We start from the raw sequence: 16022 nt of genomic DNA on the forward strand, positions 1-16022 counted from the left end.
TTAAATGACGAAAATCGATGAGCCCGTGGTTTTGCGTGATTCCAGGTCGCGATGGGCCTGGACGGCATCCTGCAAAGCATAGTGCTGGTTGATCTCGATCTTGATTCGACCGCTGCCGACATGGTCGAACAACTCACCCGCCAACGCGGCTTTTTCCGCCGGGTCGGCGATGTAATCCGCCAGGGCCGGACGGGTCAGGAACAACGAGCCTTTCATCGCCAGCATCACCGGATCGAAGGCCGGGATCGGACCGGATGCGGTGCCGACACAGACCATCAGGCCACGACGCTTGAGCGAATCCAGCGAGCCCATGAAGGTGTTCTTGCCGACGCTGTCGAACACCACGTTGACCCCCACGCCATCGGTCAATTCGCGAACGCGCTGGGCGACGTCTTCATGGCTGTAATTGATGACATGCTCGCAGCCATGGGCCAAGGCGATTTCACCCTTGGCCTCAGTGGACACGGTGCCAATGACGTTCAGACCAAGCAGCTTGGCCCACTGCGAAACAATCAGGCCTACACCACCGGCAGCGGCGTGCAACAGAATGCTGTCGCCGGCCTTGAAGTCGTAAATGCGCCGCATCAGGTACGAGGACGTCAAGCCGCGCATGGTCATGGCCGCAGCGGTCTCGAAACTGATGGTTTCCGGCAGCTTGATCAGCGGCGCGGCCGGGATCAGACGTTCAGTGCTATAGGCACCCAATGTATTGAGAAAACCGGTGTAGGTGACGCGATCGCCGACTTGTACGTTGGTCACCCCTTCGCCGATAGCCTGGACCACACCGGACGCTTCAACCCCCATGCCGCTGGGCATCGGAATCGGGTAAGTGCCATTGCGAAAGTAGGTGTCGGCATAGTTCAGGCCCACCGCCACATGACGAAGACGAACCTGGCCGGGACCGGGATCGCCGACTTCGACCTCTTCATAACGAAGGACTTCGGGACCACCGGTTTCGTAGAAGCGTACGGCTTTGGCCATTTTTTCTTATTCTCCAGTCTCAGTTGGGCGTGCTGCGTCGAATTGCGCTGATTGGACTGTAGGACGCCGTCTGGTGAGTCGCTTCTCATCAGACGACAATGGCTTTTCATTTCATGACAGTGTGGGTTGCTTCAACGCCTGTAGTGAATGACTTATCCAGTGCCTCTCGATACCCCTGCGCACCTCGGTATGATGGTGTTCCAGGTCAAACCACCTCCCTCCAGACGAGCATGTGATGAAATCCCCTGCAGGTTTGCTGCTGTCGGCTATTGAGCTGGACCGTGCCAGTTCCATCCCCCTGTACCGCCAACTCTATTTGCAGATTCGCAAACAGATTCTCAGCGGAAAAATGCAAGGGGGCGTGCGCCTGCCGTCGACGCGGACCCTGAGCAAAGAGTTGGAGCTGTCGCGGATCACCATTCTCAATGCATTCGATCAGCTGATTGCCGAAGGTTTCCTGGCCTCGCGCACCGGGGCCGGCACCTATGTCGGCGATGAGTGGGAGAGCCGAGGGATTGCCGACGAAGAGCAGCGCCAGCCACCGCGCCTGTCCGACCTGAGCCAGTCCATGTTGTCGTTGCGCAGCAGTCACTTTCGCGGCGTTTCCTATACCGATTGGGACCCCGCGACCCCCACCTCATTCCTGCCCAGCCACAGTTCCTACGACGCGTTCCCGCTCGCTGTGTGGCGGCGCTTGATGAACCGCCACCTGCTCAAGCCGACCAAGGCGATGCTTGGCTATGGCGAACTGCAAGGGCTACAGGCCTTGCGCGCGGCGATTGCCGAGTACGTCTTTGATGCCCGTGGCATCGATTGCAGTGCCGAGCAGGTGGTGATCGTTTCCGGCGCGCAGCAAGCCTTTAACCTGTTGAGCATGCTGTTGCTCAATCCGCAGGACAGCGTGTGGATGGAAGACCCAGGACACATCGCGGCGCGCATTGCGTTGCAAGCCCAGGGGGCTCAGGTGATTCCATTGCGGATCGATGAACAAGGCATAGATATTCAGCAAGGCCTGGCCGAGTGCCCTGATGCCCGTCTGGTGTTCACCACGCCATCTCGCCAGCATCCCTTGGGCGTGACCATGAGTTATGCGCGGCGCCAGGCGCTCATCGACTGGGCTGCCCAGTATCAGAGCTGGATCATCGAGGACGATTGCGACAGTGAATTTCGCTACAGCGGCCGCCTCCTTCCCGCACTCTACGCCATGGACCGGATGGCTCGAGTGATCTACGTCGGCACCTTCAGCAAAGTCCTCTTCCCCTCACTCAGACTGGGCTATGTGATATTGCCGCAAGCCCTGATCGAACCCTTCTGCACCCTGCGCGCGGTGATGGATCGCAGCCCGCCCACGCTTCTCCAGGCGACGACGGCGGACTTCATGCGCGAAGGCCACTTCCTCGGTCATATTCGCCGCATGCGGGCGCTGTACCAGACTCGCCAGCAAGCACTGCTCGAGCAACTTCAGCAACAGTTGGGCGGCTTCTTCAACATCATCCCGGTGGAAGCCGGCATGCACTTGATCGCCTGGCTACCACCCACGCTTGATGACGACGTGATCGCCAGGGAACTGGCCCGACACAACATCCACACCTATGCCTTGAGCGATTACTGCCTTGAGCATGTCCTGCCACCTGCCCTGCTCATCGGATTTGCCGGCACGCCTGAGGACCAGGCCAAGGAGCGTGTCGAAGCGCTGGCCCGGGCCTTGAGCAAAATGGGGTACCTGCAGGCCACTTGAAGCAAGGCAAGTGGTCTTATGATTTAACTGATAATGGATCTATCGAGAGTTCCTGACTGGCGCGATAAAGGCTGCGCCGGTAGACCCGGCGTCTGACCAGGAACGACTCGAAATGAACAATAAGATCCAAGAGCGATTCAATGCCTTGCTCAGCCACAAGGCTGCCGAGGCTGGAACACCTCCCCTGCTGACTGAAGCACTGGCCCGCCGACTGCTCGACCGCATAGGGCAGATGCGCTTGTTTGCGCATGCCTATCCCTTGCTGACCAACCTCACCCATGGCCGTGTCACGCCTGCCGACCTGCTGGATTTCGCCTATCGCCACGAACTGCAGGGTCTGAGCCTGCATTTGCTCGACGGCGAGGAAAACAGCCTGAGTCAAATGACACCCGCGCAGTTGCAAGTGTTTGCCGACAAGGCCAATGCGCTAGAGCTGGATGTGCACCTGGAAATCAGCAGCACGCTGAAAAAAGATGTCGATCAGGTGATCGCCATTGCCAAGGCGCTAGGTGTGCGCAACATTCGCGTTTACTCACGTTACGAGGGGACGCTGTCCCGGGTCATGGACGTGATCGAGTCAGACCTGCATTACCTCGCGCAGCAGGCCGACCAGCACGACCTGTTCTTCGATTTCGAGCAGCACGAAGAACTCAAAAGCGCCGAAATCGCGCAACTGCTGAACCGGCATAACCACCCACGGCTGCATGCCTTGTTCGACTTCGGCAACATGATCAATGCCTGCGAACAACCCCTGCCGGCGCTGCGCACCCTGGCGCCGCACATACGCCAGACCCACCTCAAGGGTGTGCGCATCGTTCCCGAGCACAACGGCTTCGGCCATTACGGTGTGCTGCAGGGTAGCAACGATGACGACCTGCCAAGCGCTCGCATGCTGTTCGAACTGTTGATGCTCGGCGACTCAACCCCGCAAGTGATCGCCTTCATTCTTGAACAGGAAAACCACTACGTCGCCCCGGCGTTCCGCCAGACCTCTGAGGCTGCCGATCCATTCATTGCGTACCGGGAAATGAGTGACACGCCACTCCCGGACGGCTACTCGCTCGAACGAATGCTCGCCGACGAACACCGTTGGGCGAACAACCAGGTCGCCTATGTGCGAGGCCTGCTGGCCGAGTTCCGAACCCTGGCCGAGTTGACCCTGAACGCCTGAACCCGACGTAAAACCAGCACTGCTTATCCAAGCCTGGAGAACAATAATGACAACTCGTGACAAGGCCAAATGGCTCAGATTCCTGATTCTCATCCTCGGTGGTGGCACCATCTACAAGCTGGCGAACCTCAAAGACGCCTTCTATATCCCCATGCAAGAATTCATGGGCTTGAGCCACACTGAAATCGGCATGCTGCTGAGCGCCAACGCCATCATCGCCACCGCACTGTTTGTCGTCGGCGGCATGCTCGCCGACCGCTACGACACGCGCAAACTGATCCCCATCGGCCTGATCGGTACCGGTGGCCTGGGGCTGTACCTGGCGACCTTTCCGCCGTTCAGCAATCTGCTGATCGTGTTCAGCCTGTTGGCCGTCTGCGCCGATTGCATCTTCTGGCCCTCGTTGCTCAAGGCCATCCGCAACCTGGGTGACGATCAGGAACAGGGTCGGTTGTTTGGACTGTTGGAAGGTGGGCGTGGCGTCATTGATACCCTGGTCGCCTTTTCTGCACTGGGCGTTTTCGTTGCCATGGGCTCCGGTGAAACCGGTCTGAAATCGGCAATCCTCTTCTACTCGGTCATCGACATTCTTGCCGGAACCCTGACCTGGTTCCTGCTCAAGGGCGGCAGCGCACAGTCGATTGCCAAGCCGAAGAACGGTATGTCGAACCTGCTCGAAGCCATCAAGGTGCCGGGTATCTGGCTGGTCAGCCTCAACGTGTTCATGGTCTACATCGTCTACTGCGGCCTGACCTATTTCATTCCCTACCTCAAGGAAATGTACGGGCTGCCCGTGGCACTGGTGGGCGCCTACGGCATCATCAATCAGTACTTCCTCAAGATCCTCGGTGGCCCCGCCGGTGGTTTCATTGCCGACAAGCAATTCAAGAGCACCAGCCGCTACTTGAAGTGGGCATTCCTGGCCTTGCTGCCGCTGATGGGCGTCATCCTGCTGATCCCGAAAAGCCCAAGTTTCATCTATGCCGGCATGGCAGCCACACTGTCCTTCGCGCTGATTGTGTTTTCCATGCGCGGCGTGTTCTGGGCACCCATGGGTGAAGTCGGCATCCCTTCGCACATCACCGGTTCAGCCTTCGGTATCGGCTGCCTGATCGGCTACGCCCCGGGCATGTTCGCGTACGTCATCTACGGCGCAATCCTCGACCATTTCCCGGGCCAGCAAGGCTACAACTACGTCTTCAGTTTGATGAGCGTATTGGCCGTTCTTGGGTTCATGGTGTCCAGTTTGCTGTACAAGACTGTTCGGAATAAATCCACGGCAACCGGTGCGGTTAGCGCAGCGCAAAGCTGAATATTGCGCTGGCAACCAGGAGGGGCGTGCGTAATGCCTCTCCCCCTTAAATCGAATGGTGGTCTATGAACTTGAGCGCGACTCACACTCTCGAAAACGGCAATGTTTTCAAGCCATTTGCGTTTGAGTCAGCGAAGTCGGTCCGGGCGATTGGCTGATGGGTCCACGACAATCACCACCCGATTGTTTCAATCACCGATTGGCCTTTAAAGCCCCAATTCCAAGGCCAGCAAGTCCGACAAGGGTTGCGGGCGTCGAATCAATCTAGCGTGCCCTTGCTCGATCAACACTTCCGGCAACAGTGTGCGGCTGTTGTAATTGGATGACATAGAGGCGCCGTACGCGCCGGTATCGTGCATGATCAGCAAGTCGCCAACCTGCGCTTCAGGTAGCAAGCGGGGTGTGACACCCTGTTCATCCTGCGTAAAAATATCGCCGGATTCGCACAGGGGGCCTCCCACTACACAGAGATGCTCCGGACGACTGACCGGGACACCCTGGGAGTCCAGCAAGGTCATTTGGTGATAGGCGCCATAGAGGGCTGGCCGCATCAGGTCATTGAAACCGGCGTTCACCAGGATGAAGTTTCGGCTACCGACTTTTTTTACCGCGCGGACTTCGGTCACCAAATAGCCTGACTCGGCTACCAGAAATCGACCGGGCTCGATCTCCATCCGTACCGGGTGAGCGAGTAAAGCCTCGATGTCCTGTTTGGCCTGGCGCCATGCGTTCGCATAACGCTGGATATCCACCGGCTCATCCCCCACACGATAAGGCGTGGAAAGCCCCCCGCCGATGGAGAATGCTTCGATATCGTGGTCGAGTGCCCTCACGGCCGAGACCATTGCACAGCCCACTTGCTCAAGGTGCGCGTAATCCACACCTGAACCAATATGCATGTGCAATCCCACCAGTTTCAGCCCGAATTGCCGAATCACGCCGAGCGCTTCCTGAACCTGGTCATGCCAGATTCCATGCTTGCTGTTTTCACCGCCGGTATTGGTCTTGCGGCTGTGACCGTGGCCAAACCCTGGGTTGATCCGCAGCCAGACGCGATGGCCCGCAGACTCTTTGCCTAACTGACGGAGCATGTCAATCGAGCCGGTATTGACCTCGATGTTCAGCTCGACGACCCGTCGCAATGTCGCTTCATCGAACAGATCACAGGTCAGAACAATGCCCGCCGGGTCGCCGGCAGGACTGTATCCAGCGAGCAGCGCCCGCTCGATTTCACCCAATGATACGGCATCGACCCGCACGCCTTGTTCGCGGATCAGACGGAGAATATGCAGATTGGAGCAGGCTTTTTGCGCGTATCGAATGACATCGAAACCTTGCAGCTGGTCGACGCGTGCCCTGATGGTCTGGGCGTCATAGCACCAGAGCGGGGTGCCGTGCTGTTTCGCCGTTTCGGCTAATTGCTGGAAAGCGGAATGGTTGGGCATGCAGTATTCAATCCGAGGTAAAGGGAGAAACCATCATGCCGATCACCCTGCATTCAATAAAATATCTATTCTTTGCTGGTCGATTCAGTTTTGATATGGGGATTGATCAATTGACGGAGGCCCCGGGTGGGAATTTCCATACGGCATATCGAAGTCTTCCGCGCCATCATGCAGGCGGGAAGCGTCACAGGAGCGGCCCGCTTGCTATTTACTTCCCAGCCGACGGTCAGCCGGGAACTGGCGCGGCTTGAAAGTATCTCTGGCCTTCGGCTGTTTGATCGAGAGGGAGGGAGGATGGTACCGACGGCTCAGGCCATTATGCTGCTCGAAGAGGTTGAACACTCCTACATCGGGTTGGAACGAATCAACAGCGTTGCACAATCAATCCGCCGCTTCGAACATGGCCAACTGAGCGTCGCCTGCCTTCCGTTGTTTTCCCAGACGCTGTTGCCCAAGGTCTGCAAGCACTTTCAACAACAGCATAGCGGCATAGGCTTGAGCATTGCGGCGCAGGAATCACCCTTACTGGAAGAGTCTCTCAGCGCCCAGCGTTACGACCTCGGATTGACCGAGGGCGAGCATGTACCTCGAGGTACTCAAGGGGAACTGCTCTTTTGTTCCGACATGGTCTGCATTCTGCCAGAGGGTCATCCTCTGCTATCCAGGTCGCTCTTGGTAATGGAAGACTTTCGCGGCGTCGATTTCATCAACTTTTCGGGTCTGGACATCTATCGTCAGACGCTCGATGAACACTTTCGTCAGGCCGGAGTCAATCGGCATACCGTCATCGAAACAACTAACGCTGCATCAGTCTGCGCCATGGTCAGGCAACAGTTGGGGGTGGCGATTATCAACCCGTTGAGCGCAGTGGAGGAGTCAGGCAGAGGATTGGTCATTCGGCCGATCAACGTGTCCATTCCCTATCGCGTTATGTTGATCCGGCCTGATTATCGCCCCTCTTCCAGCTTCGTCGACGCTTTTTGCAAATCGTTGAGCGATGAGGCGATGTGTCTCGCCAAAACGCTCGACAAGAGATTAGCGAGTTAAAGAGTGACGTTACCAGCCGTTTACCTTGAAATCGTTGAAGGTTACGACTATCAGTGAGATTCAATCCTTCGAGGGCAATCACATGCCAACGACTGAAGAATCGATCATTGCAGCAGCAAGACTGCGCGCCGCCTACCGGGGAGAAAACGAGGCGACGGCAGCGGCTTCAGCGCTCGAAGCCCTGGGAGTGCTGAAGAAAACTTTAAAGGGAGATAAGTACCAAGAGGCTCTCGAAAGACTGTATCTCGAATACTCAACTTCTTGATCCGCCTGTGCCGCCTTAGCGGGCGGCACATTGTTCACATATCAATGTCCGGCACAATCAGCTTCACTTGCTGCCGGTACGTGACCATTCTTCTCCCCTAGCGCCCGCTGCATTGGCGACTATCAACGCCACTACACAAGCAAGCAACGAGAACACGACAAAAACTCCCATCACATGCAAGTAAGGCAGTGCATGATTCCACGCTCGAGCTACCCCCAGGAAAGCGGCAAATAACCACCCGCTCATAGAGAGAGCCCCCAAGAGAGCGAGGCGAATGCGGCCGGAAGTGCGTAACAAGACAAAGGGAGCCTTCTGCAGCAGCGGGAAACCGATTCGATGCAGCAAAGCGCCGTTGAGGCTAAGCAGCGCGACAACACTCACCTTGGCCCACAGCTTTTGATTGAGCAGATACGCACTCCCCTCATAGAGGTAACCCTGGAGCACCAGCAGCAAGCCACTTCCCCAAAGAGCCAATAACGCGAGCGTGACAATTTTTTGAGTCTCTTCGAGATATTCACGCTGCACCTGGCTCAACACATCCTTGCGCCAGCCCCATAGCTTTTGATCAGCCTGCAGCACCCTCCCCAGAGCAATACAGGTGGCAATCAGATGACCGTACACGAGTAGCATTTTGAGCATTACCTTGACCTTATTTTTATATGGGCAATGCACTCCCTCGCACCCTTGATTTGAAACTAAATGATACAGATTCATATTTGTATCAACAAGTTACACAATCAGCCATCCATCCGGAAGCGCCTGCTCTCGCGGTTCCGTAGCTTGGCGCTTGCCGAGCTGACGACGCCGTCTACCAGGCCCAACCAGGCTTTATACTGCCCACCAGAACACCAAAGCCCAGCACTAGACTGGGCTTTTAGATGAACGAGAGTCGCTTATCAGAATTCCCACTCAAAGGATGAACACGATGAACAGCACTAGCCATATCTGTCTGATGGCGACCTATAACGAGTGGATGAACGCCAAGGTCTATGAAGCAGCGAGGGGCTTGTCCGATGAAGCGCTTGCGGCAGATAGGAACGCTTTTTTTGGCTCTATTCTCGGAACTCTGAACCACTTGGCGGCCGGAGATACGATCTGGCTGAAGCGATTCGCCCAACACCCAACAAACTACTTGGCACTGCAGCCAGTTAGGCAGCTTCCTGATCCGAAAAGCCTCGATCAATTGTTGTTCTCTAATTTTCGAGAGCTCTCAGCGTATCGAGAATGGCTCGACCGAATAATCATCCAATGGGCGCAATCCATTACGGAGTCCGATCTGGATGTCCCACTCAATTATGCAAACATGAAGGGTGTAGTGTTCGATAAGGATTTTTACAGCCTGATCATGCATTTCTTTAACCATCAGACCCATCATCGTGGCCAAGTTACAACCCTGCTTTCGCAGGCGGGTGTCGACGTAGGCGATACGGACCTAGTTCTTTTGATTCCATCCGAGTCCGGTACATAGCACTGCGGTATTGGCCAAAAACGCCCGAAAACAGGGCGTTTGGCAAGGCTATCTGACATGCGAAAAAGCCGAGAAAGGAAGAGAAATATCAGACAGGATTGGTGCCAAGGCCCGCGCGAAAAGGGCCAAAAGCGGCGTGAGCTCACAAAGTCACGAAAATGTCCCGCAATCGGCATAGGGGGCGGCCTTCATAGGCCGCTCCCCTGCCACACCACCCGGCATGCGGGTCCGCACCGGGCGGTTCGAGAGATTGAGGTTATGAGAGACGCACCAGTTCCAGCCTGTCGAACCACGCTATATCCAACACTCGATTCAGCTCAAAGCGGCTGTTACGCCACCAGCTATGCGAGTTGGCCGCCACTTTCCGGGCCGTTTGGCTGCTGGCTCCCAGCGCCCTCAGTTCGCGGTAGATCGTCGGGCCACGTCTCCATTGCTTAAGCTGGATCGCTCTCAGTCGGTGTCGTATCCATTCGTCCAGCTCTCGCCAAACTCTCGGTGTTTGTGACAACCCAAAGTAAGCTTTCCAGCCCAAGAGATAAGGGCGTAGATGCTCGACAACTTGTCGCATACTGCGGCCACCTGAGCGGCGGGTGAGTTCGCGTATCCGTTGCTTGAACTGCTTACGCGCCTTGACCGCCACTGCTCATTTGACGCCTTGTGGGGATGCCCAAAAGGCGTATCCCAGAAACTTGCGACCCAATGCACTCGCCACCGCACTCTTGCTCGCGTTGACGCTTAAGTGCAGCTTTTCATACAGACGCTGTGGACGTGAAAGTGGTGAGCAAACAGGTCGGCGATCGCCAGGCCCGGTTCAAAAAACGCAAGGCCCTCTCCAGACGGCGTCACAACGATACGCTGGTCCTTGCCGACGGCCAGAACGGGGACTGGACACCACATGACCTGCGTCGTACGGGAGCAACCATGATGCAAGCCTTGGGTATCAGCCTGGACGTCATCGATCGCTGTCAGAACCATGTGCTGGCCGGCTCCCGGGTGAGGCGCCATTACCTGCATCACGATTATGCCGAAGAGAAGAAACGCGCCTGGAATTTGTTGGGAGACCGACTCAGTGCCGTGCTGTCCTCAACCTATGAGCACCCTCCGGCCGAGTCGATGCTGTCATTTCCAGCGTATACCGCGACTGGCTCCCTACCGCCGTCTTAGCCGGCGTCTTTAGTGTTGAATACTCATAGTTTCGAAAACATCGCCGAGCACGTTTTTCAGCTTGATTTCGGCCTCATAACCGGCAGAAATCGGCCAATAGCGGCCTCTGACCACCGTAGAGAAAATAATTTCACCACGGTGGATTTAGCTCCCTTGAGAATTAACTAAGTGTTACTCGTAACTGATGATTCCGAGTTGCTTTGCCATGAACAGTTCGTTCCGTTCAACGATCTCCTCGATTACTTTACCCTCTTTGTTGAACCGGAAATACGTCAGGGCCGTCCACGTCAAGCTCTTGCCTTCTACGTTAAAGCCGTGCCATGTATTGGAACCGGTTGCACAGTGTGTCAACGCGACTACAACAACGTCATCTGTGACAACTTCCTTGCTGAACGTAGTTTTAATTGTCTTATATCGTTCGAGAACATTTGCGTTCAAGGCTCGTTTGAAGTTTTCCAAACCACCTATCGGAGCATCGCAGTCCGGTCGATGCACGACCACGTCGACATCGAAATACTCGGAAACTCGCTCAACATCCTTACCATCCACACAGTATTTAAAATAGCTCTTCACCGCATCTAGATTTTTGACGCTCATACGAACCTTACTCCTCTCACATTGATAACAGGCAATAAATTCAAAACTTTTATAGAAGGCCGCCCCGCTTAAAAGGAGTCGTATCCCAGAGATGTTAAATCAATACGGACAAGACCTTTTGCACACTTCGCAAGTGTTTAATTGGAACGACCCAGCGCGTCAGGCACATTCTAGGAGGGGTTATGATATTCGTAAATCTATAATATTCTAGGTGTGATATCGATTACAGGAATACCACATGAGTCTAGAACGGTTGGAAAAATGGGCGACAGTCAGGCATTTCCGCTTGGCGATTGCATTGTTTGAATATGGCAGTGTTTTGCACGCTGCACGCTCGCTGAACCTCTCACAGCCTACAGCGAGCAAGCTGCTACAAGATCTGGAAGAGGCTGTAGAGGCTCAGCTCTACACTCGGAATCGCAGGGGGGTTACGCCTACAGAGCTTGGTCGGGACTTTGTGCAGCGCAGCCGGATGATCCTTGCCCAGCTGGATCATGTATCCCAAGCAATCGACGCTCTCGGAAAAGGGCATGCCGGGCGTGTTGCCATAGGCAGCGTGTTAACAGGGTCAAGTTATCTTGTGCCTGCAGCCATCGCGCGACTTTGGGCAAGCAGACCAAGCATCCGAATCAAAATAGTCGATGGTGTAAGCGGCGAACTGATACCTCGGCTCATCTCGGGCGAATTGGACTTCTTGATTGGGAGACTTTCCGATGTCAGCTCAAGCGTCGTTGTCGCTCAGGAGGCGCTTTTTAGCGAAAACGCCATCATCGTTGCGCGCCGTGACCACCCTCTTGCTCAGCAACCTGGGGTTAAACTGGAAGAGCTCGCGCGCGAAGCATGGATTCTGCCGCCAATAGAAACTACTTTACGGAAGCAGTTCGATAACATCTTTCATCGAAAGGACATTGACCCACCACATGCAACTATAGAAACAGCATCATTCTTTAATATACTTTGGTTATTAAAACAGACCGATCTTCTTGGAATATTACCTCAATCAGTTATTTCTGACCCAGCACATAGTAATGAGCTAGTTCGCCTCCCGGCTTTCGAACCTCTAATTCTGGAGCAAATCGGTATTTCCCGACTAGGAGACGCTACATTGTCACCTGCCGCTTCCGCTTTATTGGACGCACTAAGAGAGGTTATGCACAGCACCCCAAAAATGGGGGAATACCTTCTGTGAGAGAAGGAGTTCTAATCTTTGCAATAGCACATCGTATGGATGAACAGCCTTGAGGGCGCAGAAATCGGCCACAAGCAGACGGTCAAATCGACTAGGGCAGCGAGCAAGGTTGAGACAGGCCAGAGGACTACATTTAATTGCATTACCGGTAGGGCTTAGCTGAACCTCCAGGTTACAGGTCGCGGGCGATCAGCTCCTTCATCACTTCGTTGGCGCCGCCGGAGACCCGCATCGCTCGGCGATTGATGTAGAGCAGCGATCGGGTATTCAAACAATGTAACGATTACAGCCGCCGGGTCACACGCCCGCGATACTTTCTTTGTCGGATCTCCATGAGAGGACGAAGGGCGGCCAGTTTGCGATGGCCGCCAAATGGCCGTAAAGGTCAGATACGTTCGACGCGGGTCTTGCCAGATGCAACCAGGCGTTCCAGCAAATGTGCTGGTTGGAACCACATGGCTCCATAGGTACCAAGTGCCTCTCGGTAATGACCGATCCGCTCCAGCACATGCGCAAGCCCCAGCCCTTCGGCGTAATGCATTGGGCCGCCGCGCCAGGCCGGGAAGCCGTAGCCGGGATCATGGGCAATGACCTCACGGCGCGATTCGCGCACCAGGAAGCTGACATCGATGCCCGCCAGATCGTGCATGGCAATGACCCCCATCGCCAGGCCAAATCCGGTGAGCACAGTGTCAATCTGCGCAGGAATGGCGCCTTCCAGCAGCAGGCGGTGAGCCTCGCGGGAATAGGGTTCGAGCATGCGGTTGCCGATGAAGCCGAAGCACACCCCGGAAACCACCGGGATCTTGCCAATGCGTTTGGCGATTTTCAGCGTAGTGGCCAGGACATCGGGGGCTGTGGCCGTGCCGCGCACCACTTCGAGCAGGCGCATGATGTTGGCCGGGCTGAAGAAGTGCAGGCCGACGACGTCCTGTGGCCGGCGTGTGACGGCGGCAATGGTGTCGACATCCAGGGTGGAGGTATTGCTGGCGAGAATCGCGCCTGTCTTGCACACCTCGTCCAGGGTACGAAACACCTGCTGCTTGATGGACAGGTTCTCGAACACGGCTTCGATCACCAGGTCAGTGTCGGCAATATCGGCGTAGTCCAGAGTACCGTGGATCGAAATAGCCCGGCAGCAAGGCTGTGCCCGGGTTTGGGTGCGGCCAGTTCGGGCGGCACGGGCGGCCCGGCGCCTGTCTGGAAATCAGTGCTGCGGCCAATGCCTTGGCCGTTTCGAGCAAGCTATCCGCGGTGGGTGCCACCCAGTCGAGCAGCCCCAGCACCAGTGCTCGATTGGCGTCGACCGGCTGGCCGGACGCAATAATTTTCAGCGCCGCAGCGGCACCGATCAGGCGCGGCAAGCGCTGGGTACCACCGGCGCCGGGCAGCAAGCCAAGCTTGATTTCCGGCAGGCCCAGGCGCGCGCCGGCTTCAGCCACACGGTAGCCGCAGGCCATCGCGAGTTCTAGTCCACCGCCCAATGCCAGCCCAGCGATGGCGGCGATCAGCGGTTTGTCTAACTCGGTCAGACGGGTCAGCAGACTTGGCAGGTCCGGCTTGGCAAAGGACGCCGGGCTACCAAACTCGGAAATGTCAGCGCCGGCGCTAAACACAGAACCTTCACCGTGGAGAATGATCGCTTTCACGCTGGCGTCCGCGGCGGCGCGTTCACAGGCCTCCAGCAATTGTTCGCGCAAGGCCTGGCCGAGAGCGTTGACGGGAGCACTGGCGAGACCGATCAAGGCCAGCGGACCTTCGCAGCGATAATTGATTAAGCTATTCATATGTGATCTCTCTGTCGAATGAAGCAAAAAAGCTGTCTTCACCCAATTGGTTCTTCCTGAAACTGCTGCTGATCATGATCAGAACTGTGTGGCATCCAGCGAATAGAGGCTGTCACTGCCAGCCTTGACCGAGGCGCTGAGCGAGTGGATACGTGGTAGCAAGCGAGCGAAATAGAAACGTGCCGTGCCCATCTTGCTGACGTAGAAATCATCCTCGGCCTGCTTGCCCATGGCCGTCTTGGCCATCAGTGCCCACATGTAGGCGTAAGTGGTGTAGCCAAACACCTGCAGGTACTCGACCGACGCGGCGCCAATTTCATTCGGGTTGTTCTGGGCCCGATCCAGCAGCCATGCAGTCAACTCGTCGAGCGTATCCAAGGCAGCGCTCAATGGATGGATGAACTCGCTCAGGTCAGCGCCGGCAGTTGCGGTGAACTGGCGAATCTCGTCGGCGAACAGCCGATAGAGTGCCCCGCCGCTGCCGACGATCTTGCGTCCTGCCAAGTCCAGCGCCTGGATGCCGTTGGTGCCTTCGTAGATCTGAGTGATGCGCACATCGCGCACCAGTTGCTCCTGACCCCACTCGCGAATGTAGCCGTGGCCGCCGAAGACCTGCTGGCCGTGGATGGTGGTTTCCAGGCCCATGTCAGTGAGAAATGCCTTGGCCACCGGTGTCAGCAGGGCCACCAGCCCTTGCGCGCGCTGGCGTGTCGGCGCGTCTTCACTGTACTTGACGGTGTCCAGTTGCAGAGCCACGTAGCTGGAGAAGGCACGCCCGCCTTCATTCAAGGCTTTCATGGTCAGCAACATGCGCCGCACGTCCGGGTGGACGATGATCGGATCGGCGGCTTTTTCACTGGCCTGCGGGCCGGTCGGGGCACGGCTCTGAATACGCTCGCGGGCATACTCGACAGCGTTCTGGTAGGAGCGTTCGCCCTGCGCGAGCCCCTGGATACCCACGCCCAGACGCTCGTAGTTCATCATGGTGAACATGGCCGCCAGGCCTTTGTTCGGTGCGTCGACGATCCAGCCGGTGGCGCCGTCGAAGTTCATCACGCAGGTGGCGGAGGCCTTGATGCCCATCTTGTGTTCGATGGAGCCGCAGGACAGCGCGTTGTTTTCACCCAGCGAACCGTCGGCATTGACCAGCACTTTTGGCACCAGGAACAACGAGATGCCTTTCGGGCCCGCCGGTGCATCGGGCAGTCGCGCCAGTACCAGATGGATGATGTTCTCCGTCAGGTCATGGTCGCCACCGGTGATGAAAATCTTGCTGCCGCTGATGGCGTAACTGCCGTCAGCCTGGGGTTCGGCCTTGGTGCGGATCAGGCCCAGGTCGGTACCCGAATGGGCTTCGGTCAGGCACATCGAACCGGTCCAGGTGCCGGCGTACATGTTCGGCAGATAGCGTTCCTTGAGTTCCTGACTGGCGTGGGCATTGATCGACAGGCACGCACCGGCGGTCAGCATCGGGTACAGGCCGAACGACAGACTGGCCGAGTTGACCATCTCCTCGACCTGAGCCGAAATGGCCTTGGGCATGCCCATGCCACCGAACTGCGGATCACCGCCAACACCCACCCAACCGCCTTCGGCGAATGCCTGGTAAGCCGCTACAAAACCGTCCGGTGCCTGAACCGCGCCGTTGTTCCAGGTGCAGCCCTGTTCGTCGCTGCTGCGGTTCAGCGGTGCGATAACTTCGCCACTGATTTTGCCAGCCTCTTCAAGGATCGCGGCGGCCGTTTCTTCATCGATCACTTCGGCCAGGCCAGGCAATTGGGCCCATAGCCGGGACACCTGGAAGACTTCGTTGAGTACGAAGCGCATATCGCGCAAAGGAGCTTTGTAATCAGACATC

General features: G+C 56.6%; 12 protein-coding genes and 3 pseudogenes. 8 read left to right on the plus strand and 7 right to left on the minus strand.

The window, feature by feature from the left end:
• Window positions 1-981: a quinone oxidoreductase family protein gene (locus AB4O41_RS05445; protein ID WP_460146603.1), complete on the minus strand. Its 981-nt coding sequence runs from the start codon at window positions 979-981 to the stop codon at window positions 1-3.
• Between the two features lie 235 nt (window positions 982-1216).
• On the opposite strand from AB4O41_RS05445, the gene pdxR reads away from it, so the two are divergent.
• From pdxR to AB4O41_RS05460, 3 genes are all read left to right on the plus strand, one after another.
• Window positions 1217-2719, plus strand: coding sequence for a MocR-like pyridoxine biosynthesis transcription factor PdxR (pdxR, locus tag AB4O41_RS05450; RefSeq protein WP_460146604.1), 1503 nt, complete (start codon window positions 1217-1219; stop codon window positions 2717-2719).
• Window positions 2720-2831: 112 nt separating this feature from the next.
• Entirely contained in the window at window positions 2832-3890 is a 1059-nt protein-coding gene (locus AB4O41_RS05455) for a sugar phosphate isomerase/epimerase family protein (RefSeq protein ID WP_460146605.1), read from the plus strand.
• A gap of 46 nt (window positions 3891-3936) precedes the next feature.
• Window positions 3937-5202, plus strand: coding sequence for an MFS transporter (locus AB4O41_RS05460; RefSeq protein ID WP_460146606.1), 1266 nt, complete (start codon window positions 3937-3939; stop codon window positions 5200-5202).
• Window positions 5203-5408: 206 nt separating this feature from the next.
• On the opposite strand, the gene lysA is transcribed toward AB4O41_RS05460, so the two are convergent.
• On the minus strand, window positions 5409-6647 hold the full coding sequence (lysA, locus tag AB4O41_RS05465) for a diaminopimelate decarboxylase (RefSeq protein ID WP_460146607.1): 1239 nt from the start codon (window positions 6645-6647) through the stop codon (window positions 5409-5411).
• A 126-nt stretch (window positions 6648-6773) separates the two neighbouring features.
• On the opposite strand from lysA, the gene AB4O41_RS05470 reads away from it, so the two are divergent.
• Together AB4O41_RS05470 and AB4O41_RS05475 are read left to right on the plus strand one after the other, a co-directional pair.
• The gene (locus AB4O41_RS05470; RefSeq protein WP_460146608.1) at window positions 6774-7694 is read left to right on the plus strand and encodes a LysR family transcriptional regulator; all 921 of its coding nucleotides are present in this window, start codon (window positions 6774-6776) and stop codon (window positions 7692-7694) included.
• An 82-nt stretch (window positions 7695-7776) separates the two neighbouring features.
• Entirely contained in the window at window positions 7777-7959 is a 183-nt protein-coding gene (locus AB4O41_RS05475; RefSeq protein WP_460146609.1) for a hypothetical protein, read from the plus strand.
• A 63-nt stretch (window positions 7960-8022) separates the two neighbouring features.
• Here the strand turns inward: AB4O41_RS05475 and AB4O41_RS05480 are convergent, their stop codons facing one another.
• A complete protein-coding gene (locus AB4O41_RS05480; protein WP_460148292.1) occupies window positions 8023-8598 on the minus strand; it encodes a hypothetical protein in 576 nt (191 codons plus the stop codon).
• Window positions 8599-8884: 286 nt separating this feature from the next.
• Between AB4O41_RS05480 and AB4O41_RS05485 the strand changes: the two genes are divergently transcribed.
• Entirely contained in the window at window positions 8885-9427 is a 543-nt protein-coding gene (locus AB4O41_RS05485) for a DinB family protein (protein ID WP_460146610.1), read from the plus strand.
• A gap of 256 nt (window positions 9428-9683) precedes the next feature.
• Here the strand turns inward: AB4O41_RS05485 and AB4O41_RS05490 are convergent.
• A pseudogene (locus AB4O41_RS05490) lies at window positions 9684-10190 on the minus strand (group II intron maturase-specific domain-containing protein); the annotation flags it as partial.
• Here AB4O41_RS05490 and AB4O41_RS05495 point away from each other — a divergent pair.
• A pseudogene (locus tag AB4O41_RS05495) lies at window positions 10190-10591 on the plus strand (site-specific integrase); the annotation flags it as partial. The pseudogenes AB4O41_RS05490 and AB4O41_RS05495 sit on opposite strands and share 1 nt — an antisense overlap.
• Window positions 10592-10762: 171 nt before the next feature.
• Here the strand turns inward: AB4O41_RS05495 and AB4O41_RS05500 are convergent.
• A complete protein-coding gene (locus AB4O41_RS05500; protein WP_460146611.1) occupies window positions 10763-11188 on the minus strand; it encodes an ester cyclase in 426 nt (141 codons plus the stop codon).
• Window positions 11189-11426: 238 nt separating this feature from the next.
• On the opposite strand from AB4O41_RS05500, the gene AB4O41_RS05505 reads away from it, so the two are divergent.
• Window positions 11427-12377, plus strand: coding sequence for a LysR family transcriptional regulator (locus AB4O41_RS05505; protein ID WP_460146612.1), 951 nt, complete (start codon window positions 11427-11429; stop codon window positions 12375-12377).
• Window positions 12378-12762: 385 nt separating this feature from the next.
• Here AB4O41_RS05505 and AB4O41_RS05510 read toward each other — a convergent pair.
• Together AB4O41_RS05510 and AB4O41_RS05515 are read right to left on the minus strand one after the other, a co-directional pair.
• Window positions 12763-14164: pseudogene (locus AB4O41_RS05510) on the minus strand (3-hydroxyacyl-CoA dehydrogenase NAD-binding domain-containing protein).
• A gap of 78 nt (window positions 14165-14242) precedes the next feature.
• On the minus strand, window positions 14243-16021 hold the full coding sequence (locus tag AB4O41_RS05515; protein ID WP_460146613.1) for an acyl-CoA dehydrogenase C-terminal domain-containing protein: 1779 nt from the start codon (window positions 16019-16021) through the stop codon (window positions 14243-14245).
• Between the last annotated feature and the right edge of the window lies 1 nt (window position 16022).

Source organism: Pseudomonas sp. S2_A02 (assembly GCF_054668495.1).